The sequence below is a fragment of the Rhodoferax aquaticus genome, assembly GCF_006974105.1.
GTDB classification, from domain to species: Bacteria; Pseudomonadota; Gammaproteobacteria; order Burkholderiales; family Burkholderiaceae_C; genus Allorhodoferax; species Allorhodoferax aquaticus_A.
Genome location: NZ_CP036282.1, coordinates 2212487 through 2235265, shown reverse-complemented (window position 1 = coordinate 2235265; position 22779 = coordinate 2212487). Strand labels below are relative to the sequence as shown.

Here is a 22779-nt window from a genome sequence, read left to right as displayed (position 1 = left end):
AAACAGCAGACCTTAGGGGCGCTTAGCGGGAGCTGCGTACCAGTGCTCAGGCGGAACCACTTTGGGGACCGGTGGGTCTTCAAAGTACTGGGGCGACATGATTTGCACGCCATACCCATTGAACACATCTTGGATATTGGCGTGGAGTGCGCTCATAACCTCTGCGCGCGGCCTGGGCTCTGCGGGAATCGCCTGACACACCAGCCGATACTCGGGGTACCAATCTGACAATGCGATCTGGAACACTTGCGGCGCTGGCACTGCGAGCACGCCCGGGGTGCGCAAAGCGGCCTCTTCCAGCATGGCGTGTACTTGCCGCCACGGCGTGTCATACCCAATGGTGAGCGTGGTATCCAAAACAAAACCGGGCCCGTTGACGGTGCGGGAGTAGTTCTTGGTGGTGGTAGCCAAGATGGTGGAATTGGAAAGCGTCAGCTCTTCGCCCAAGCCGGTGCGAATGCGGGTGGCGAACATACCCACTTCGGTCACCGTGCCCTCATGCTCTCCTATGCGAACGAACTCCCCTTTGCGAAACACCCGTCCGTAGGTCAATATCAGGCCACTGGCCGCTTGCCCCACCAAGTTAGAGGCCCCCAAAGAAATCATCAGGCCCACCAACACAGAAAGACCCTTAAAGGCATCAGTATCGGCACCAGGCAAATAGGGGTAGGCCATGGCCAAGCCAAACAGCCAAATCACTACCCGCACAATGCGCCGGGTAGGCACCTCTACATCCGCATCAAGCCAAGAGGTGCGTATTTGGCCGCTCGCCACACGCTCAAACACGCCGTCAGCGGCCTTGGTGAGCGCACGGGCAATAAAAAAGATGAGCAGCGCGGTGACTAGCCCAGGGACGGCATGGGCAATGCCCGTGCCCGTTTGCACCAGCAAATCCCACAAAAAGCCGCTGAGTGTCTCGCCCCAAGCGCGGGTAAAGGGAAACAAGGCCAGCACAAAACTGGCCCATGTGTAGAGCAGCACAAAACTGACTAAGCGCGCGCCCCAAGTGAGTAGCAGCTGCACTGCGCCCCACATGCGATCTGGACGCAGCAGCGCTACACCTGCGAGCTGGAGGCGCTGCACGTGTTTTTCAGTCAACGCCTGCAGCCGCGCTTGCGCCCAGCCCTTGGCCTTGCTAAGCATGACCACAAGCGCCAGCAGTACCGCAGTGGCCGCCACACCTGCCAGCACGGCACGCAGCATGGCGCCCATGTCGCGGCTTTCGCGGGTCTCCTCAATGGCCTGCTGCAAGGCGATCACGGCGAGCTTGGCCGCAACGTCCAAACTCTCTTGCTCCAGTACATCGAGGTCTTGCGGCGTGACGATGAAGGCAGTAGCCCCGTCAATTTGCACCATCACGCCGATGGGGTGGGCCGTTTGCGTCACCAACAAAGGACCCGGCAGGTCCATCAGCTCTTGCAAGCGCAGGTGCGCGCGGCGTGCGCGGTCAGCGGCAGACACACCAAACAAGCTGCCTTTGAATACGAAAACGGGCCGGTTGAAGTAGCTAAGCGTGGCTTGCGCTTGCTGCGCTGCCGGCACGCTTGCAACACCCATGTCCGGCAGTAATGGGTTAGCGGTGCGGCCGCCGGTATCTGGGCTCGCGTGCCCCTTGGCAGTTTGAGACCCATGTTGTGAAGACGTGGCGGGCTGTGCAGTCTTAGTGGGCTCCATGGCAGGCAGGTCTGCGGATGACACTTGTACTGTGCCCACTGGGAGTACTTTGACCCGTGGGCCACCCTCATTGGCCAAGGCAGGCATGCCAAGTGCCAAGAGAAGAAGCAAGGGCAGTGACCACGCACCGGTGGCCTTGCGGGCCATGCTCAACATCCCTGAGCTGTTAGGTGGCGCATACGCTGTCATCGTCCATCTCCGCAAAGGTTCAGGCCGCGTCCTTGGCAGGCCAGAAGAAACTCAAAGGGGCTTCGCGCAAACGGGCCCAAATAGCGCTGTAAATGTGGCCACGCTCGGTACTGCCCACGTTGTGCGCCTGCAGTGCAACCCGAAACGCAAGGTAAAAGCTCACCCCCAGGTTCAAAACACCAATGACGGGAATGGCGGCAACAGCCCACCACAGGTCAGGGCTGCGCAGCACATCCCAGCCCAAGCTTGCGCAGGCTGCTGCCAGCTGCCCCGTGGACAGCGTGACATGGCGCGCATCCAAGGCTGGCCCCAGAAACGCCAAAATGGCAGGCACCAAGCCCAACATAAACCCGAGTGAGATGTTGGACGCAAAACCCGAAATGTGAGTACGCATAAACTGCGCCCAGCGGTCAGTCCGCGCAGGTCCTAAAAAGCGCGTGATCTTGGGGTTGTAGCGCATGGCCGAATCCAGCCTGTGCAACACAAACCAGTTCTCTACCCAACCGGCAATGATGCTGCTGGCAAACAGCAAAACGCCCGTAAACGCCGCAAACAAGGCCGATGGCCCTAGCAACGTCAATGAATGCAGCACATAGTGCGCTTGCGCATCGGTAATGAGGGGTACACCCTGCCACCATTGCATGCCCCAGGAAATCAACAAGACTACGGGGAACACCACCGCCACGTTTCCAATCACAGCAGCCACCTGCGAGCGCACGAGGTGGCTCACCTCTTGCACAAAGTCGTCCATCGCATGCGGCGCATGCATGTCTTTGAGCTTGGCCGCCATAGCGGGTGCCGTCATGGCAGGCTGCTTGGTGGCCAAGGTGTAGTGCAAAAGCTGAATCACCACAAAGCTCATGGCATACAGCAGGCCCGACCAAAACCCATACCAAAATGCTGACAAGCCCAGCGCCATCACGCCAAATTTCAAGGCAGTGGTGACGGCCGTCAAGGCCCCGCCTCCGGCTGCATTGCCGAGCATGCCCATGTATTCCGCGCGGTTGCGGGTAATGTAGTGCTCGCCCGTCTCAGAGCTGCGCTCCGCCACCTTGGCCGCCAACAAGGATGAATTGGCAGACACCAGCGCGCCAATGCTGCGCTGCTCTTGGCCTACGCTGGCCAAATGCGAGAAAAGCAAGGCGGTCTTGCTGGGCGCAGTGTCACTGAGCAAACAGTCCACCAAGGTGTGGATGCGCAGCACTCGCTCGCGCAACTGGCGCAAGCGAAACACCAAGTCCATGGAGATGCCATGTTCATCCAAATGCGGATACACCGACGCGGCTGCATGGCTGCAAGCAGCTAACTGCAGCCTGAAGACACTGGCAGCAGCCAAGACCTCGTCATCCACCCAGCGCTTTTTCATCCATGTGGCACACAAGGCCTCAAAGCTGCTGGCCAGTTGGTGAAAAGGGCTTTCGCTGCGCGCAGCAGGACTCAGGCGCAAGCGTATTTCCGGTGACAAACCGGCTGCGCGAATTTGGCTGGTACTGATGGTGATGGCTTCCAGCAACACCGTTTGCCAATGGGTTAGCGGCTGTTGTCGCTGCGCTGCGTCCAGCGCATTCGCGGGCGCAATCGCTTGCAATGATGCGCTCGCTGTGGCAGATGCCCCCACCGACACCGTGAGAAGTTTGGCCAAGCGATCCACGGTTTCGGGGTCTAGGTCTTGCAACCAGCGGGCATCGAGCGGGCTGGGCATGAGCAAGGCGAAAAGCTCGCAAGCATCTGCCGTGTCAGGCGAGGCAGGCAACAGCTTGCGGTGCAAGCGCTCTACGAGCTCACTGACAAAGGCATTGCGCGAGGCAAAACCATAGTCAGCCAATAACGTAGCGCCGTCCACCGAAGCAATAAACGCTGCCCACCATTGCTGCAGCCGCTCGCGCGTGGCGGGGCGTGCATCCAACAGGTCCAACAACATGTCTACGCGCGCGGCAGCTGACGCAGAGGACGCGTGGTCGCCCCGAATCCAGTCCATGAGGGAAATCAACCACAAATGGCGGTGGACCAAGTCGGCCTGCGGGTCTAAGCCCTCCAGTAACTCGGCTAAATCAGGGGCAGTGCGTTGTGAAAACATGGTGCCTTTGTAAATGGGACAGAGTAACGCTCTCCCGTTTATCGCGTGTGAACCACTTGCTGTGGGTACGGGATTTCAATGTTTTTCAGCCGCATGGACTTCAATATGGCAAGGTTAACGTCCGACCTCAGATTGCCCTGCCCGTTCTCGATGTCGCTGAGCCAGTAGGACAGAGAAAACTCCAAGCCGTGCGCACCAAAGGCGTTGAGCGTCGCATTGGGTGCCGGGTCACGCAGCACACGGCTTTGGTCGAGCGCGGCTTGCACCAACAAGGCAATGACCTCGTCCACATCACTGTCATAGCCCACCGTGATCGTGGTGGACTGGTGCAAGCGGGTATCTGCCAAGGTCATGTTTTCCACGCGGCTGGTAATCAGCATTTCATTGGGGACGATGGACTCACGGCCTGTGGGCGAGCGCACCACGGTGTAGCGCGCATTGATTTCGGTGATGGCACCTTCAAAGTTGTCGACCCGCACGTTGTCGCCAATGCGCATGCTGCGCTCAGCCAAAATGACGAAGCCACTCACATAGTTGGCAGCCAGTTTTTGCAAACCAAAGCCAATACCAACCCCTAGGGCACCGCCAAGGACCGACAAGGCGGTTAGGTCAATACCCACTGCCGACAAAGCCAAAAGCAGACCCAAAAACATGAGCAAGGCCCGAGTGGCGTTGCTCACGGCCTTGCGCAGGGACAACTCCCCCCCTGTGGCGGAACGCAACAATCGCGACTCAATGGCAGAAGAGATCCACAAGGTGATCAATAGCACCAAGCCAGCAGTAAGCAGTCCCTCTAACATGGTGCGGGCTGTGAGGTTGGAGGTGCCGACCTTCCAACTGATCTGGTCCAACTCGTTGAGCATCACGGGCAACAAGCCACTGACCCACAACACCATCCCCAACCATGCGGCCCAGGAAATGGTTTGCTCAAAGACCCTCACCCACGGTGCATTGGCGAACGCTACCTGCAAGACTTTGACACCGACCCGAATCGCCAGCAAGGCAACGAGTACCGGCATGGCCACCTTGAAAACTGCGAGTCCCACGTAATTGCCAAGCACCGTGCGCGCCACAAACCCAAGACAGAGTAGTACCAAAGGAAACAGCACGCCATCGACCAAGCGCTTGCCAAACCATATAGAAGGTGTGTCGCGCATGCCAAACGCTTTGCGCAACACATGCACCAAAGCCCAGGCCAAGCTGGCACACACGGCAATCACCGCGAGCTCGATGAGCACGGTGGGTTCAGTAAAGGCACTGAGCCAGCCTTGGAAATCGTCTATCGGCATCGGAGAGGAAAGGGTTTTAGCTAAAGCCATCGGTCACGGGCCTGAAGGCCAAGTACAAGTTAAGCGCAGGGTTAAGAGGATAGACGGCTCAGATGTCAGCCAAAGCCCTGACATGGGCTTCGACGCTGCGGGCCAATGCATGGAGGTTGTACCCGCCCTCAAGGCAAGAGACGATGCGCCCTTGCGCATGGCGCTGAGCCACCTCTTTGATGCGTTGGGTAATCCAGGTGTAGTCTTTTTCCACCAGTCCCATTTGGCCCAAATCGTCTTCGCGGTGGGCATCAAAACCCGCACTGATAAAAATCATCTCAGGCCGGTAAGCCTCTAAGCGCGGCAACCATTGCGACTCAATCAGGCTGCGCACAGCATCGCCCTTGGTGTAAGCAGGCACCGGTACATTCACCAAGTTGCTGGCCTTAGACAAGGAGCCCCCTTCTGGGTAAAACGGATGCTGGAAAAAACTCAGCATCAAGATACGCTGGTCACCCGCCACGATGTCCTCCGTGCCGTTGCCATGGTGCACATCAAAGTCCACAATCGCAACGCGTCGCAAACTGTGGCGCTCCAAGGCGTATCGCGCGGCCACTGCCACGTTGTTGAAAAAGCAAAAGCCCATGGCCTTGTCATGACAAGCGTGGTGACCCGGGGGACGCACGGCGCAAAAAGCGTTCTCCATTTCGCCCGCCATGACCGCATCGGTTGCCGCAATCGCCGCCCCCGCAGCCCGCAATGCGGCATCCCATGTGTGCACATTGATACAGGTATCGGGGTCCACCTGGGCATGCGTGGGGCCACCCGCGTTGATGTCGTCACGCAAGTTGTCAGACAGTCCCCGCAAGGAGGCAATGTGCATGCGTCCGTGGGCCAACTCTAAGTCGGCCAATGGTGCCTGAGGGGCCTCGCGTCGGTCCAGGGCGTCAGCAACACCGCAAGCCAGCAAATGGTCTTCAATAGCGTCCAAGCGCTCGGGGCACTCGGGGTGACCTACACCCATTTCATGTTTGTGGCAATCTCGGTGGAAAAAGTATCCGGTTGTATTCACCATTGCCCTCACGCTTCAAAATTTTCGGTTAACGTCATGCTATGGATGCACAACACAAGCTTAAATCGTTACTCAATCAGCTTAACACGGTGATTGTCGGAAAACCCTCGCAAGTTCAAGACTGCGTCGCCTGTTTACTGGCTGGTGGGCACCTGCTGATTGATGATGTACCCGGCGTAGGAAAAACCACTTTGGCCCATGCCTTGGCGCGCACTTTTGGCTTGCAGTTTTCGCGGGTGCAGTTCACCTCCGACCTCATGCCCAGCGATCTTTCTGGCGTGTCTATTTACGAGCGAGGCAAAGAAGCGTTTGTGTTTCACGCGGGACCCTTGTTTGCCCAGGTGTTGCTGGCTGACGAAATCAACCGCGCTAGCCCAAAAACACAGAGCGCGCTCTTGGAGGCCATGGAAGAAAAGCAGGTCACCATTGAAGGGGAAACCCGCGCCCTGCCCGAGCCTTTCTTTGTCATTGCCACCCAAAACCCCTTAGACCAACTGGGCACCTACGCACTGCCGGAGTCCCAGCTAGACAGATTCTTGATGCGAATTTCTTTGGGCTACCCTGACAGAGCGGCTGAACGCCAACTCTTGAATGGCAGCGATCGCCGTGCCGCGGTGGACCAGCTGCCCGCGTTGCTAACAGTGGCGGAGTTACACGCGCTTCAGGCCTTGGTTCTCAGTGTGCATGCAGCGGACCCCCTGCTGGACTATGTGCAAGACCTCATTGCGGCCACCCGCAATGGGCAATGGTTTTTACAGGGCTTGAGTCCACGCGCTGGCATCGCCGTGGTTCGGGCAGCCAAGGCCCAGGCCCTGCTCAGTGGTCGCGACTATGTCGCACCCGACGATGTGCAAGCCGTACTCCCGCAAACCGTAGCCCATCGCTTGGTACCCGTGGGAGATGCTGGCAGAGGCGCTAATGAGCAGGTGCGCGCTATGTTGTTGGCTGTGCCCTTGCCATGACCCTGCGTATGCAGGCACGTGAATGGCTGCACCCGGTAGCCGCTATTCGCAAGCGTTTTCAAGCCTGGTGGCAGTCACGCCTGCCCTTGCGAGACACAACCACACTGACCCAGCGCAACGTCTACATCCTGCCCACCCGACCTGGGCTGATGCTAGGCTTAACGGTGATGACCTTGCTGCTTGCCAGCATCAACTACCAACTCAATTTAGGTTACGTGCTGACCTTTTTGCTCATGGGCTGCGCGGTGGTGGGCATCCACGTGTGCCACGGCACATTGCGTGGCTTGACTATGAATTTAATAGCGCCTGACGCATGTTTCGCGGGCGACAACGCAACAATTGGCATCAACTTGGTAAGCCCAAGCCGCAGTATTCGCTATGGTATTGGCTTGGCAGTACTAGGAACTCAGCATTGGAGTTGGGCGGATGTTCCTGCCCAAGGCAGTACCAAAGTGCAAGTGGCGTTTCAACCAGTACAACGGGGACAGTACCGCGTTCCCCCGCTGACCGCAGAGACGCGTTACCCCTTGGGCACTTTCCGCGTCTGGACCGTGTGGCGGCCTGCCGCACAGGTGCTGGTCTACCCCAAGCCCGAAGCGCACCCACCTCCCCTGCCACCGGGCGAACCGCGCGCTGGCGGCGCCGCAAGTCTTCAACGCCAACACACGGGAGAGTTTGATGGCGTGCGCCCCTACCGCCGTGGTGATCCGCTCAAACTGGTCGTCTGGAAAAAGGCCGCCAAGGCGGACGAGCTGGTGAGCAGGGATGCGCAGCAGGTGCCGCGTTTTGAACTCTGGCTCGACCTAGCTCAGGCAGGATCTGGCCATGCTGGTCAACCGGAGCAAAGTCTTTCAAGGTTATGCGCGTGGGTGCTGATGGCAGAACGGCAGGGGCTGCACTACGGCTTGCGCTTACATGGTCTCGAAATTGCACCGGGCTCTGGCGAAGCGCACAAGCGCCATTGCCTGCAAGCACTGGCTCTGTTTTAGGTGCGTACCATGTGGCTCACACTGAAAACACTTCCACGTGATGCACGTGACACTTTGTTCTTGCTCTTGGTTATTGCGTGGACGATTGCCCCGCAAATAGACAACCTGCCGCTGTGGTGCAGCGGCATGACGGCCTCACTCTTGGTCTGGAGAGGCGTCATTGCTTTGCGAGGCAGCCCGATGCCTTCTCGGTGGTGGTTGTTTGCCGCCTTGGCACTTGCCACTGCTGGCACCTATTTCAGCTTTAAGACGCTGCTTGGGCGTGACGCAGGAGTCACGTTTGTCATAGTGCTTTTGGCACTCAAGACCCTTGAGATGCGCGCCCGACGAGACGCTTTTGTGATTTTCTTCTTGGGCTTCTTTGCCCTACTCAGCAACTTTTTCTATTCCCAAAGTCTGCTCACGGCCTTGTCCATGCTGGTGGCTCTTTTGGGCCTACTCACCGCCTTAGTGAATAGCCACATGCCTGTGGGCAAGCCGCCTTTAACCCATGCCGCGCGAACGGCAGCTTGGATGGCCTTGCTGGGTGCTCCGATCATGATCGTGCTGTTCATGCTGTTTCCGCGCATCGCGCCCCTGTGGGGGGTGCCATCTGATGCTATGGCAGGTCGCAGTGGTTTAAGCGGGACTATGCAAGTTGGGACGATTGCGAGCCTTGCGCTGGACAGTAGCGTGGCCATGCGCATCAAGTTTGAAGGTAGGCCCCCGCGCCAAAGCAGCTTGTATTTTCGTGGCCCTGTGTTCAGCGCTTTTGATGGCCGAAACTGGTCTCCAGCGCGCAGAGCAGTGAGCCAAGCCGCGGGGACTAGTGCACCCATTGAAACAAGCGGCGACCCCATACGTTACGAAGTTACGCTCGAAGGCAACAACCGCCCTTGGGTGCTGGTTCTAGATGCTACGCCCGAATCGCCCAGCCTCAAAGGCTATAGCCTTTTTCAAACCCAGACCATGCAATGGTTGGCCGATGCCCCTATCTCAGACATCGTGCGCTACAAGGCAACGAGTTTTACCAACTACACCTTGGCTGGGAACCCAGCGAATCAGTCACTCGGGGAAAACCTGACGCTGCCATCTGGATTTAACCCACGTACCCAGCAACTGGCCGACGAAATGCGCCGTGACCCGCAATACTCGCGGGCGGATGCAGCCACCTGGGTAGAAGCTGGCATGCAGCGGCTGCGCACCCAAGGCTATACCTACACTTTAGAACCTGGTGTGTTTGGGCAGCACTCCGCCGATGAGTTCTGGTTTGATAAACGTGAAGGCTTTTGCGAACACATTGCGTCCTCGTTTGTGGTGTTGATGCGAGCGCTAGACGTCCCAGCCCGAGTGGTAACCGGCTATCAGGGCGGCGAGTTGAATGCGGTCGACGGGTTTTGGACCGTGCGCCAGAGTGATGCCCACGCATGGGCCGAGGTCTGGATGGGCGCTAAAGGCTGGGTGCGCGTAGACCCTACTTCGGCCGTCGCGCCTGGGCGCACCGGTAGTTTGCAAAGGCTTGAAATACCCCAAAGTGCATTGGGGCAAGCGCTCAGCCGGGTGAGCCCCAGCTTTGTGGTGAACTTGCGCGCTTTCTGGGAGGCCACCAACAACCGATGGAACCAGTGGGTGCTGAATTACTCCCAAGCCAAACAACTCAATCTGCTGAAGAACTTAGGCTTCGAGTCTCCGAGCTGGGAAGACTTGAGTTACGTGCTGATTGCATTGCTTGTTTTAGCCAGCAGCGGGGGCGCTCTTTGGACACTGTGGGACCGCCACCGTCAAGACCCTTGGCTTCGCTTGCTGAGCAGGGCCCATCAGCGCTTGACTAAAGCCGGGCTCATACTTCCGCCACAAGCGGCCCCGCGTCAGATCGCCGAGATACTGCAGCGCATGGCCGATCAGCCCCCCCATACACAGCGTGCTCTAAGCACCGAACTTCACGCTGTGTCAGCCTGGCTGCTGAAGCTTGAGCGCTGGCGCTACAGTCCAAGCAAAGATAGGGCCACCACCGCGACACTCGCAACTCTACACAGAGAGTTTCAGCAGCTTCGTTGGCCCAAGCATTTAGCATCCTCTCCATTGCCTCTAGAAAACACTTTTTCGTGAATCCTTTAGCCCGTCTCATCACTGCATTCTTGATAGCAAGCTATGGCTGTTCAGCAATGGCTGCCGAACCAGTCAAGCCGAAACCAGCTACGAAATCCACCACAAAAACCAACAAAAAGAAGCACAAACCGGCCAAAGCCATTGCCCCCTTGGGGCCGCTGTACTCCGAGCGCACTGACGCCATGCAAGCCGCAGATGCACTGGCGCAACGGGCCCAGCTAGACCCAGCTTGGGTGCGTCAAATGGTAGGCCAGGCTCGCTACACCAGCGCCGTGGCCCAAGCGATTACCCCACCATCGGTCGGTGTCCCCAAGAACTGGGCAGCCTACCGCAGCAGATTCATAGAACCCGTTCGCATCAAAGCGGGCGCTAAGTTTTGGCTCGCTAACCGGGAGGCACTAGAACGTGCGGAGCGTGAAACTGGGGTGCCCGCCAGCATTGTGGTGGGCGTCATCGGTGTGGAGACTATCTACGGGCAAAACACAGGTAGTTTCCGCATCATGGACGCGCTTTGCACCTTGGCCTTTGATTTTCCTAGCGCGCACCCTCGCGCCAAAGAGCGTACGGCGTATTTCTTATCTGAACTTGAAGCCTACCTTGCGCTCACACAGCGCACGGGTACCGACCCGCTGGCACTACGGGGTAGCTATGCGGGCGCCCTCGGCATGCCGCAATTCATGCCGTCTAGCTGGACAAAATATGCCATCGACTTTGATGGCGACGGCCGGGCTGATCTGTTCAACAGCAGCGCCGATGTGATTGGCTCCGTAGCCAATTACTTCAAGAACTTCCGCTGGAAGGCGGGCATGCCAACGCATTACCCTGTGCAATTGGACCCGAGCATACTGGACCTTCCTGCACTCATGGCACCCGACATATTGCCAACCTTCAGCGCGTCCGACATGCAGGCCAAAGGTGCACTACTGGACAACCTCGCGCGTCAGCACCAAGGCCCTCTTGCTTTGGTGGAACTACAAAATGGAAGCGAAGCACCTAGCTACGTCGTTGGCACCGAGAATTTCTACGCAATCACCCGGTACAACTGGAGCAGCTACTACGCAATGGCGGTCATTGAGCTGGGCCAGGAAGTAGCAAAAGCTATGCAAAAATAAGCGACGCATTGAGAGCCCTATGCCAGCCGCCACAGATACCATTAGCGCCGACCTTTCCGACCTGGATGCAACCACGTCGCTTTACCGCGCGGCCATTGGTTCTGTAGGCACCGACTATTACTTGCCCGTCTTTGCCCGTTTTGAAGCCTCTGACCGCAGTGGACCAAGTTGGAACTGGGCGGCAGCGTTCCTGACGCTGAATTGGATGGCCTTTAGGCAACTGTGGCCGGCAGCCATGGTCTACGCCGGTGTCGTGACTGGCGTTCCACTTCTTGTCTTTGGCCTAGGCCGATTGCTGCTCAAGTGGCCTCCCGAAGTGGAATTAGGGGTGTTGCTGACTCTGTTAGTCGCGCTGATCACAGTGCCCGGCGTGTATGGCAATGCGCTGTTTCACGCCCATTGCCGCAAACGTATGGCTAGTGCTCTGGAGGCAAACAGCACTTTGCCCGAGGCCTGCGCCATGTTGGAACGTCGTGCAAGCTCTCGCAAGCGGCTTGTTGGGTTGGCATTGGGCAACGCTGCCATCGCAGCCGCCGCACTTTTTGCCTATGCGCAGGCAACGGGCTACAACCCGTTGGCCACGTCCAGTCCAGGCGCTCGCCAAGTCGCCGTAGGACGCACTATAGAGTTACCTACGGATGTGCCCGCTGGGCTAGCCCCGCCGGCAATAAAACCACCTGATGCCGCGGAAACCACGCCTGCAACACCTGCGCCGAGCGCGGTTCCTCAAGCTCCCCCCTCAAGCGGCAACTCAAGCGCACCTCCACGGGCCTCGTCTGGCTTGGAAGCCACCAATACCCTTGCTAGCAACCGAGCCAACCCAATCACCGATGCATCTGCTACGCCTAGCAGTGCACCAGCCACCCCTGCTAAGGCGGAGTCCCAAGCAGCAAAGCCGACATCGGCGACCGACTCACCGCCCCCCTCTGCAACGAAGTCTGCTGAGACCGAATCCAAAAAGCCAGCACCCCCCAAACCCCTAAGCAGTCCTCCCAACAAACCTAGCAAAGAAGTGCTGAGTAGCCCTGCGATTTTGGCATCCGAAGCTGCACAACAAGCCGCCGCAGCGGCCAAGGAACTAAAGAGAACTAACGCGCCAAATCAGAAAAAAGCGGCCAGCGGCGAAGCTGTGCCCAGCGCCTCTAAACCCACGAATGCTAAATCGCAGCCGAACAAAGGGGCTGCCACAAACAGTCCCTCAGCTGAACCGCATTTCTATATCAACGTAGGTCTTTTTGCAGACGAAAACAATGCGCTCAATGCCCATGTCAAGCTCAGCGATGCGGGGCTCCCAGCGTTTAAGCAAACGCTCAACACCAGCAAAGGTAAGCGCACACGGGTGAGAGTAGGTCCCTATGACACAGAAGCGCAGGCCGAAATCAGCGCCAACCGAATTAAGAGTCTTGGCCTAGAAGCTTTGGTATTCGAGTCACCCAACTTGATCGATGCCACCTCTAACTAGGATTCGCTGCGCTGGCATCACCTGCGCCTAGCCCGAGCTTTCAAAGTAGGGCTGCAACTGATCTTGCCACATCTCGACCTCACCACGGGTCACATTGAGATAAGCAAGCGCGTGGGCTCCGTCGGCCTCCCATTCGGGTTGTTCTGGCACACCTTCGTGGGTGGCCACCAAATGCTCGGCGACCAGGGCCATGGCCACCAGAGTACGCACCTCTTTGGGAAGGCGCTGGTCTTGAAGACAGGTTAAATCGTGGTGCAGCCGAATGGCCAAAGTGATATTGGGTGGCAACAGCCAGGTCTTTGCGACCAACGCACCGACTACTGCATGGTCGGTTCTATGGGCCGCATTTTCGATCCCCGTGAAACTGCGGTCATGCTCCGCCATCGCAGTTGCCAAGGTGTCTGCATACCCTTTAAGCCCTTGCATCATCACAGGCATGCCGATGTGACAAAACAAACCGCAAGTTTGCGCGGTCCCCGCATCCACCACGTACAACTGGCGGGCGATGTACTCCATAGCACTGGCACGGCGGGTCGAGGTTTCCCAGAAATGTTCAAGCAATGGGGATTTCACCGGCATGGCCTTGCGTGTGATGAACCCGGCCAAAATGCCAATGCTGTGCGCCAGGCCCAAAATAGCAACCGCCTCCGACACCGTAGACGCTGGCCGTGAGCGGGCAAAGACAGGGCTATTGGCAATCCGCAACAAGGACGCCGCCATAGCGACATCGCTGCCTGCAATGCGTGCAATCACGGCTGGATCAGGATCACCACTTTGAACTTCTCGCATGAGTTCGATCAGGGCCTCTGGGCAGGGTGCAATGATGATGTCGCGCAAGGGCCCTTGGGTCTTGGCGTGGTCTAGTTCTTTCTCTACTTCGGCAACTTTCATGCGTGCTCCTGATTGCATTCCATTATCCAGAAAACCCAGCGTGCCTCCTACCAAAATACACTAATCCGCCGACAAAAAAGGGGCGCTACTGGCATCACCAGGTGGGTTAAGCTGGTGATGCCAGTACTTCTTAGCCACTTCGCGCTGGCACAGTACGTTTTGCGCTTGCCACGACCGCCATGTCATCGCGCCGCAGCGGCTTGATTCAAGCACGGTGACGCCTCTACTCAGGTAACGCAGTTTGACCTCTGCTGCCGGATGCCCAAACCGGTTGCGGTAGCCAGACTGCACCAACGCGTAGGTAGGTTGCACCGCGTCAAGAAACACGTCAGAGCTAGACGTTTTGCTCCCATGGTGGGGCACTAACAACACATCGGCGCGTAGTCCAAGGCCCTCACTCTCCACTAGCCGTGCTTCTTGCAAGTTTTCGATGTCCCCCACCAATAAGGCGGTGCGGCTCCGTTGTTTGTCTGGTGCTGAGCCCGCCGCACGAATGCGCAATACACAGGACATTGCATTGGGTTTAAGGGGCTTGCTGTAGTCACCACTCTGTGGATGCAACACTGTAAATTCCACAGCATCCCACACCCATTGCTGGCCTGCGATACAGGGTGTGGCAGGCCGTTGCAGTTGCAAGGGATGTTCGCGTTCAATCGAACTCATCAAGTCGGCCTGCTTTTGCATAGCAAGCACCGCGGCAGCACCCCCCACATGGTCGGAATCCCGATGGCTTAGCACCACACGGTTCAGCCGCGTACCAAGGGACTGCAACATAGGCACCAAGACTCGGTGCCCTGCATCGCTCTCTAAACTGTAACGAGGCCCGGCGTCAAACAATAAGGCGTGCGTGGCTGTGCGCACCAGCACGGCATTGCCCTGCCCTATATCGGCAGCCAATAGTTCGAATTCACCCAATGGAGGCAGCGCGGGCTGCCAGAGCAACACGGGCGCAAGCAGCGGGAGCCCTAGCAGCCGATGCGTCCAGTGCCACGGAAAGACGAGCATACCGGCCCCGATGGCGCCACCCACGGCAAGCCAAAGCGGAGGACTTGGAAAAGCCAGTGCGGCATTGGGCAAGGCAGCAAAGAACTGGAGAACAAGCTGCAACCCTAGCCCTGCTGCACTCGCCAAAGGAAGAACAGCAGGCACTATGACGCCCACCATGGCCAACGGTGTGATGACCAAGGTGACCCAAGGAATAGCAAAAGCATTGGCAGCAAGACTCACCAGTGACAGCTGTCCAAATAGCAATACGCTCAACGGTGCCAATGCTGTAGTGATCACCCATTGCTCCCGGAGCATGGACCACACTTTAGCTTTAGCGCCCGTGCGCCCTGCACTGTTTGCACCTAAATCAGTAGCAAATAGCACACCCACGGCCACAAAACTTAGCCAAAACCCGGGTTGCAACATGGCCCACGGATCGCAACCTACGACAAGCGCAAACGCACTCAACCACACGACTGGCCAAGGCCACCTCAAACCAAAGGCCTTTAGCGCCGCCACCGCACCCAGCATGACGCAGGTGCGCTGCGCGGGTATACCCCAGCCCGCGAACACAGCGTAGCCAAAGGCAAGCACCACACCCCCCAATAACGCCGCCGTAGACGCAGGCAGCCACGAACACGCACGCATGCTACGTCGCCATAGGTACCCTACAAGAAACGTAGCGCCCCAGGCGAACATGGTGATGTGCAAGCCAGAGATACTGACCAAATGCGCCACACCCGTTGCCCGGTAGACGTCCCACTGGGCTCGGTCAATGGCGGCCTGCTCGCCTACGACCAGCGCCGCTAGCAAGCCTGCACGGTCACGATCAGGAACAGCGTCCATGATGCGCGTACGTACCCATTGCCTCGCCCAAGCGACTGGATAGGTCCAAGTTTGGCCCAAATTGATCGATTCTGGGTCCTGACTACTGGCCCGCACATAGGCATTGGCATGGACACCTTGTTCCCAAGCCCAAAGCTCGTAGTCAAACCCATGGGGATTGCTGCTTCCATGGGGCGCTTTGAGGCGCAGCACCAATTGCCAACGTTCACCAGCCTCTAGGCTGGCGGGTTGGCGCAGCAAGCCTTGTGGCTCTTTCGCATGAGGGTACACACCGGCATACCACCCCACGTCCATGGTACGGGGGACCTTTATCGCTTGGCCTTGCAGCTGTGCGGACTCCACCGACAATCGAAACCGAAGACCTGCGTCGCTGAACTGAGGGAGTTCGCTAACGATGCCAACCACCACCAGGTCGCGCCCTTCTAAATCAGGATCCAAGCGGTGATCTTGGTACCAGCTCGCCCGCAAACCCGTGCTCGCAAAACCCACAGATAGCCACGCAAGCGCCAAGCACCACCCCACGTGGGCAACTGCAACTTTTTTGATAGCACACAGAACAATAAGCACGAGCGCAACAAGCAAAGTGGCCTCATAGATATGACGATCCCACAGTGCGGTTTGCTGCAATTGAAGGGCAACACCTACCACCAACGCCAGCAAAATGGGGGTAAAGGCGTCCGAGGGCCAGCGAGAGGAGTTGGCCAGTTTCGACTCTGAAGGCATATCTGGCCCCCTAGCCCCGCTTAGGCGTCACCCCAAACACCGTCGGGCTTGTTAGCTGCTCCGGCTTCATTCAATTCGCGGATTAACCAGTTCTGCAGTGCACACAATGGGGCCCAGTCGGCTAATTCTGGGGGATACACCAACCAAAAGGTATCGCTGTTTGCGTCTAGGAGGACTTCTGGAAACAATTGAACCAAGCGGCCCTCATGCAAGGCATCACGCACCAACATTTCACGCCCTAAACCGATGCCCAAGCCACGTTCAGCCGCCTGCAACATGATGCCCATATCATTGAAAACCGTGGTCGGAGTCACCCTACAGTCGTGACCAGCCTTTGCAAACCATGCCTCCCAACGCGCACGGGTACCTAGCAAAGGCTCGTGCAGCAAATCCAGTGCATTGCAACCCTTAAGTCGCGTCGCAAAAGATGGTGCACAGACGACGAGTAAGGGGGAGTCGAGCAGCTTGGTGGCAGTTAAGCCGCGCCAAGGACCACGCCCTTGTCGCAACGCAGCGTGGTAGCCGTCCCGTTTGAGGTCCATGGCTTTGAGAGATGTATGGATCTCCATCGTGAGCGTGGGGTGCTCTTGGCGCCACATGTGCATACGTGGCAGTAACCAATGTTGCGCAAAGGATGGCAGCACGGTTAAACGCAGAAGCTGCGCCTCGCCGTGTGCAATAGCGCCCGCCATGCGCACACCCTCGTCGAGCTGCGACAACGCTTGTTCCACGACGCGCAACAGGGCAATACCTGCTTCGTTCAATACCACGCGGCGTCCACGGCGATCAAACACCGGGAATCCGATTTGCTCCTCCAATAAGCGGATCTGTTGGCTAATGGCACTGTGCGTAAGGTGCAACTGCTCACCCGCCGCGCGTAAGCTGGATAGTTGGGCAACGGCCCGAAAGGTTGGCAGTGTTTGCAGTGGCAGGCGCATAGCTCTTAGTGTTCGCAAGGGTGCAAGCCCACAGGCTTAACAGCCTACCAAGCCTAACCCATTTGGCGCCATTTGCTGGTTAGGAATATCGACCACTTACGACAGAAATGATTGATTTTCAAACAGGCCTGGCCTCGTTAGTCTCAAAGCATTGACTTCCAGAACACCGAATGAGCAACACGACCTTCCCACCCCAAACTGCCTCGACCATCCTGCGCTTTTTCAGTTCACTAGTAAGCGCGATATCAGCTCCACGGCAGCTGCTAAGCACATCCTTGCGCGCACTGAGGGGGGCATTCACAAAAGTTCACCTGCGAATACACGCAGTGCACGCACAGAAATTAGCGCACACAACAGAGCTGCTCAACACGCGGTTGTTAAGCGATATCCACGCGCCAATTTCCTTGGTCCACGAGAGAACGCGGGAACAACGCTCACTGGATTACGAGCACTTAAGAGCGCACGCTCAGGCGCGGCGCTTTATGTAGCTCGCAAAATGCATTAGCGTGCTTTGCGCACCAACTTTGGAGCAGGTTTAGCGGCGCCTGTGACCCGTGGCGGCAAGCCTGTATGCTGGGTCAGCATGCGTCCTTTCACCGGCGCCGCAGCTTTGGTTGGCGCAACCGTCGAGTTTTTCTTGCGCGCAGTTTGGTAACCGCCGTCACCCAAGGGCTGAAAGGTTGGGATCAAATGGTGCTTGCCATTGCCAATCAGATCGGCCCGGCCCATGGTTTTAAGTGCCTCACGCAGCAAGGGCCAGTTGTTGGCGTCGTGGTAACGCAAAAAGGCTTTGTGCAAGCGACGGCGTTTCTCGCCGCGCACGATGTCCACGGTTTCCTCATCGCTTTCCACCTGACGCCGGACCTTGCGCAAGGTATTGCGCCCTGAGTGGTACATGGCGGTAGCGGTGGCCATAGGACTGGGATAGAACGTCTGCACTTGGTCCGCACGGAACCCGTTTTTCTTGAGCCAGATGGCCAAGTTCATCATATCTTCGTCGGTGGTCCCGGGATGGGCGGCGATGAAGTACGGTATCAAAAACTGCTTCTTGCCGGCTTCCGCACTGAACTTCTCAAACAAGGTTTTGAACTTGTCGTAGGAGCCAATGCCCGGCTTCATCATTTTCGTGAGAGGCCCCTGTTCGGTGTGTTCAGGCGCAATCTTGAGATAGCCACCCACATGGTGCTGCACCAATTCTTTGACGTACTCAGGGCTTTTGACTGCCAAGTCGTAACGCAGGCCGGAGCCGATCAATATCTTCTTGATACCCTTGAGCGCACGCCCTCGGCGGTACATCTTGATCAACGGGCCGTGGTCCGTGGTCAAATTCTGACAAATGCCGGGGTAGACGCAGCTAGGTTTGCGGCAAGCAGCCTCGATCTCAGGGCTACGGCAGCCTAAGCGGTACATATTGGCTGTCGGGCCGCCCAAATCGGAAATAGTGCCCGTGAACCCTTTGACCTTGTCGCGAATGTCCTCGATTTCTTTGATCACAGAGTCTTCCGAACGGCTTTGAATGATCCGGCCTTCATGTTCGGTAATGGAGCAGAACGTACACCCACCAAAGCACCCTCGCATGATGTTGACACTAAAGCGAATCATCTCCCAAGCGGGAATCTTGGTGCTGTGCTCGTGGCTGCCGTTTTCGTCCGCATAGCTGGGGTGTGGGCTGCGCGCGTAGGGTAGATCAAAGACCAGGTCCATCTCTGACGTGGTCAGCGGAATAGGGGGCGGGTTGATCCAAACATCACGCGCGGTGGCCCCTTCCCCATGTGCTTGCACCAAAGCGCGTGCATTGCCGGGATTGGTTTCCAAGTGCAGAACCCGGTTGGCATGGGCGTACAACACAGGATCACTCTTCACCTGTTCATAACTAGGCAAACGAATCACCGATCGGTCGCGTGGCGGCACACGTAACTTGCCTTTACCGCTGGGCAGCGATGGATTGGCCATGAAGGTGAGTGGCTTGATGGAGGCATTCACTTCGCCAGTGGTACCGGTCTCAAGCTTAAGCGCCGCCAAACCTGCGCGAGCCGCTCCTTCTTTAGTAGCATTTTCAGCCACTTGCTTAGCTTCGTCTTCTTTTGCGCAGGTAGTGCCCTGCTCTGCAGCCTGCTCAGAGGTGGTCATGTAGGGATTGACGTGGGCCTCTACCCTACCCGGTTCATCCACGCTGGTAGAGTCAATCTCAAACCAACCTTTACCCGTCTCGTCATCCGAGCGACGCACAAAAGCGGTGCCTCGCACATCGGTAATGCGTTCAACTGGTTCTTTAGACGCCAAGCGATGCGCGATTTCCACAATAGCCCGCTCTGCATTCCCGTACAACAGCAGGTCACATTTGGCGTCGACCACGACGCTACGGCGGACTTTATCGCTCCAGTAATCGTAATGCGCAATGCGGCGCAGGCTTCCTTCAATGCCCCCTAAGACCACTGGCACATCTTTAAATGCCTCGCGGCAACGTTGGCTGTACACAATTGCTGCACGATCGGGCCGCTTGCCCCCTATGTCCCCCGGCGTGTAAGCGTCATCACTGCGAATCTTGCGGTCCGCCGTGTAACGGTTAATCATGGAGTCCATATTGCCAGCGGTAACACCCCAAAACAGATTCGGCTTACCCAACGCCTTGAAAGCGTCTGCGCTGGTCCAATCGGGTTGTGCAATGATGCCCACGCGAAAGCCTTGCGCCTCTAACATACGCCCAATGACCGACATTCCAAAGCTCGGGTGATCTACGTAGGCGTCGCCAGTCACAATAATGATGTCGCAACTGTCCCATCCCAGTTTGTCCATCTCACTGCGACTCATAGGGAAAAAGGGCGCGTTGCCAAAGCGAGCAGCCCAATACTTTCGGTAACTGGACAGCGGCTTAGCGGCGCGTGGAAAGAAAGAGACGTCAACAAGTGCGTTCATGGGTCTTCTCGGGTTAACCCTCAAGTGTACGTTTTTGCACTAAGCACCGCACCTTAAAGGGTCTTACTGCCTGCCTTTGTACGGACTCATAGCTACTCAACGAGGGTTCTAAGCACAATTTTCACATCGTATGCCCCGTATTGCATCTAGGTTCCACAGTACAAACCCCGATGCACTAGCTTGGGGCGGCATCAAATTTGCTGTGCGTAGAACGTAGAATGATTCTTTTCTATTTTCAACTTGCTGGGGGCTAGCCTCTGGCCCAAATAAGGACTTATCCATGAAAAAGCTTCTGCTGGCACTGGCAGTGACCTCCGTATTGGCCGCATGCGGCAAAAAAGAAGAAGCAGCACCAGCTCCGGCCCCTGCAGCCCCTGCCGCAGCGCCTGCTGCAGCTGCACCCGAACCAGCGGTCATCAAGATCGCCATTGACCCTACCTACGAGCCCTTCACATTTAAGTCTGCAGACGGCAAGCCAACAGGTTTTGACGTAGACATCGCCAACGCTTTGTGCGACCAAATGAAACGCAAGTGTGAGTTCGTGGAGCAAGTCTGGGACAGCATGATCCCTGGCCTCAATGCCAAGAAGTACGACGTCATCATTTCCTCCATGTCCATCACCGATGACCGCATGAAAGAAGTGGACTTCACCGACAAGTACTACAACACGCCTAGCCGCATTGTGTTGAAAAAAGGCACTAAATTCACAGACGCTGCCTCGATCAAGGGCAAGAAGATTGGCGTTTTGAAAGGTTCTACCCAAGAGAAGTACGCCATGGGTGACTTGAAGCCTGCTGGTGTGGTGGTTAACTCCTACGAAGCACAAGACCAAGTGTATTTGGACATCAAGTCTGGCCGCTTGGACGGTACAGTTGCTGACTTCATGGAAGTCACCGGTGGCTTCTTGTCCAAGCCTGAAGGTGCCAAGTTTGAGTTGGTTGGCCCTGACTTGAAAGAGCCAAAGTACTTTGGTTACGGCGCTGGTATTGCATTGCGCAAGGGTGAAGACAAGCTCAAGGCTGACTTCAACGAAGCGATCAAAGCCATTCGCGCCGCTGGTACTTACAAGACCATCAACGACAAGTACTTCAGCAAGTTTGGTATTGACGTTTACGGCGAATAATCGTCCAGGTTAGCCATTAGCGGGGCGCACTGGTTGCGCCCCGTTGTGTTCTTAGATTAAATGACTCCTCCATGAACGCCTACTACCTCGCAATCTTGCAAGGATCCGCATTGACAGTGGGAGTGTCTCTCTGTGCGTTGCTTGTTTCTATCGTATTGGGCTTGTTAGGTGCTGCCGCCAAACTGTCAGGCCGCCCAGTTTTGGTTGCCGCTGCAACCGTGTACACCACCATCATTCGTGGTGTGCCTGATTTGGTGGTCATGCTGCTAGTCTTTTATGGCGGTACCATCGGACTAAACCATCTTTTCGAGTTAGCCGGTAGCAAAACCGTTGTTGACATTAACCCCTTCGTGGCGGGTGTACTTACCATTGGATTCATCTACGGCGCATACATGACCGAAACTTTCCGCGGTGCCATCATCGCGATCCCTAAAGGCCAACTTGAGGCCGCCTGGGCGTTTGGCATGGGCAAGGTGCAAGCATTTTTCCGCATCACTACGCCGCAAATGATTCGCTATGCCCTGCCTGGGTTTACCAATAACTGGCTGGTCCTTATCAAAGCAACGGCCTTGGTAAGTTTGATCGGTCTCAAAGAAATGACCTATATAGCCAAGCAGGCGAGTGCCGCGACCCGTTCACCCTTTGTGTTTTTTCTGTTTACGGCAGCTTTGTTTCTGGTCTACACCACCGTTTCCTTATATGCACTGCGCAAGCTGAATGCGCGCTATAGCTTGGGTACAAAAAGAGGGCAAATGTAATGAAGTGGCATGTCATATTTGAGCCGCAAAACATTGACCTGTACGCCACTGGAATCGTCACCACCTTAGGGTTGTTGTTTTCGTCCCTGGCGATTGGGGCTGTTTTGGCGTTGGTTTTTGCGCTCCTACTCACAGGTCCTTGGGCTCCCATGCGTTGGCTTGTAGGCGGATACACCTACGTTATCAGAGGCACCCCACTGCTCATACAGGTGTACTTGATCTACTACGGTTTGGGGCAATTGGAATGGATTCAGGCCCGTTGGGATGACGTGTGGCCTTGGACGCACTTCAAAGAACCATTTTTCTGTGCCCTGCTTGCGTTCAGTCTCAACACTGCGGGTTACACAGCAGAAATGTTAGCTGGTGCTATTCGCGAAACGAATGCCGGCGAAATTGAGGCAGCTCAGTCCTTTGGCATGAGCCGCTTTCAAGTGATGCTACGTGTGGTGCTTCCCAGCGCAATGCGCAGAACTTTGCCTGCGTACAGCAACGAAGTGGTCATGATGCTGCAAAGCACCAGTTTGGCCAGCGCAGTGCCTTCCATGCTAGACATAACTGCTGCTGCTAGCCGGGTGTATTCCGACTATTACCTTCCATTTGAAGCCTATTTGGCGGCAGCGGCTATTTATTTGGTCGCTACGTTCTGTTTGATCGCGGTATTCAAACTCGCTGAAAACCGTTTCCTTGCTTACCTTGCGCCCCGCAAAAACTAA

At 56.8% G+C, this 22779-nt stretch carries 16 protein-coding genes; 8 read left to right on the top strand and 8 right to left on the bottom strand.

Features of this window, described 5'->3' with window-relative positions:
• Window positions 1-12: 12 nt before the first annotated feature.
• The 4 genes from EXZ61_RS10280 to EXZ61_RS10265 all read right to left on the bottom strand — a co-directional run bounded on the left by EXZ61_RS10280 (window position 13) and on the right by EXZ61_RS10265 (window position 6274).
• On the bottom strand, window positions 13-1821 hold the full coding sequence (locus EXZ61_RS10280; RefSeq protein WP_168224740.1) for a mechanosensitive ion channel family protein: 1809 nt from the start codon (window positions 1819-1821) through the stop codon (window positions 13-15).
• A gap of 61 nt (window positions 1822-1882) precedes the next feature.
• A complete protein-coding gene (locus EXZ61_RS10275; RefSeq protein WP_142811503.1) occupies window positions 1883-3940 on the bottom strand; it encodes a site-specific recombinase in 2058 nt (685 codons plus the stop codon).
• A gap of 38 nt (window positions 3941-3978) precedes the next feature.
• Window positions 3979-5259: a mechanosensitive ion channel family protein gene (locus tag EXZ61_RS10270; RefSeq protein WP_142811502.1), complete on the bottom strand. Its 1281-nt coding sequence runs from the start codon at window positions 5257-5259 to the stop codon at window positions 3979-3981.
• 58 nt (window positions 5260-5317) lie between these two features.
• Window positions 5318-6274 (bottom strand): histone deacetylase family protein, encoded by a 957-nt coding sequence (locus EXZ61_RS10265; protein WP_178084850.1) that lies wholly within the window; start codon window positions 6272-6274, stop codon window positions 5318-5320.
• A gap of 38 nt (window positions 6275-6312) precedes the next feature.
• Between EXZ61_RS10265 and EXZ61_RS10260 the strand changes: the two genes are divergently transcribed.
• From EXZ61_RS10260 to EXZ61_RS10240, 5 genes are read left to right on the top strand one after another with little or no spacing between them, the layout of a single operon-like run.
• A complete protein-coding gene (locus tag EXZ61_RS10260; RefSeq protein ID WP_142811500.1) occupies window positions 6313-7233 on the top strand; it encodes an AAA family ATPase in 921 nt (306 codons plus the stop codon).
• Between the two features lie 8 nt (window positions 7234-7241).
• A complete protein-coding gene (locus EXZ61_RS10255; RefSeq protein ID WP_237219145.1) occupies window positions 7242-8222 on the top strand; it encodes a DUF58 domain-containing protein in 981 nt (326 codons plus the stop codon).
• A gap of 9 nt (window positions 8223-8231) precedes the next feature.
• Window positions 8232-10310 (top strand): transglutaminase TgpA family protein, encoded by a 2079-nt coding sequence (locus EXZ61_RS10250; RefSeq protein WP_142811496.1) that lies wholly within the window; start codon window positions 8232-8234, stop codon window positions 10308-10310.
• A 56-nt stretch (window positions 10311-10366) separates the two neighbouring features.
• The gene (mltB, locus tag EXZ61_RS10245; protein ID WP_142811494.1) at window positions 10367-11422 is read left to right on the top strand and encodes a lytic murein transglycosylase B; all 1056 of its coding nucleotides are present in this window, start codon (window positions 10367-10369) and stop codon (window positions 11420-11422) included.
• A gap of 19 nt (window positions 11423-11441) precedes the next feature.
• Window positions 11442-12884: an SPOR domain-containing protein gene (locus EXZ61_RS10240; protein WP_142811492.1), complete on the top strand. Its 1443-nt coding sequence runs from the start codon at window positions 11442-11444 to the stop codon at window positions 12882-12884.
• Between the two features lie 27 nt (window positions 12885-12911).
• On the opposite strand, the gene EXZ61_RS10235 is transcribed toward EXZ61_RS10240, so the two are convergent.
• The 4 genes from EXZ61_RS10235 to EXZ61_RS10220 all read right to left on the bottom strand — a co-directional run bounded on the left by EXZ61_RS10235 (window position 12912) and on the right by EXZ61_RS10220 (window position 20185).
• A complete protein-coding gene (locus tag EXZ61_RS10235; RefSeq protein WP_142811490.1) occupies window positions 12912-13775 on the bottom strand; it encodes an HDOD domain-containing protein in 864 nt (287 codons plus the stop codon).
• 60 nt (window positions 13776-13835) lie between these two features.
• Complete coding sequence (locus tag EXZ61_RS10230) at window positions 13836-16331, bottom strand: DNA internalization-related competence protein ComEC/Rec2 (RefSeq protein ID WP_142811488.1); 2496 nt, start codon at window positions 16329-16331, stop codon at window positions 13836-13838.
• A gap of 20 nt (window positions 16332-16351) precedes the next feature.
• Window positions 16352-17269: a LysR substrate-binding domain-containing protein gene (locus EXZ61_RS10225; RefSeq protein WP_168224739.1), complete on the bottom strand. Its 918-nt coding sequence runs from the start codon at window positions 17267-17269 to the stop codon at window positions 16352-16354.
• Window positions 17270-17770: 501 nt separating this feature from the next.
• Window positions 17771-20185, bottom strand: coding sequence for a YgiQ family radical SAM protein (locus EXZ61_RS10220; protein WP_142811486.1), 2415 nt, complete (start codon window positions 20183-20185; stop codon window positions 17771-17773).
• 280 nt (window positions 20186-20465) lie between these two features.
• Between EXZ61_RS10220 and EXZ61_RS10215 the strand changes: the two genes are divergently transcribed.
• The 3 genes from EXZ61_RS10215 (at window position 20466) to EXZ61_RS10205 (ending at window position 22779) form a co-directional block, all read left to right on the top strand.
• Entirely contained in the window at window positions 20466-21308 is an 843-nt protein-coding gene (locus EXZ61_RS10215) for an ABC transporter substrate-binding protein (RefSeq protein WP_142811484.1), read from the top strand.
• Window positions 21309-21379: 71 nt separating this feature from the next.
• Window positions 21380-22066, top strand: coding sequence for an ABC transporter permease (locus EXZ61_RS10210; protein ID WP_142811482.1), 687 nt, complete (start codon window positions 21380-21382; stop codon window positions 22064-22066).
• Entirely contained in the window at window positions 22066-22779 is a 714-nt protein-coding gene (locus EXZ61_RS10205) for an ABC transporter permease (RefSeq protein ID WP_142811480.1), read from the top strand. Before EXZ61_RS10210 ends, EXZ61_RS10205 begins: the two co-directional genes overlap by 1 nt.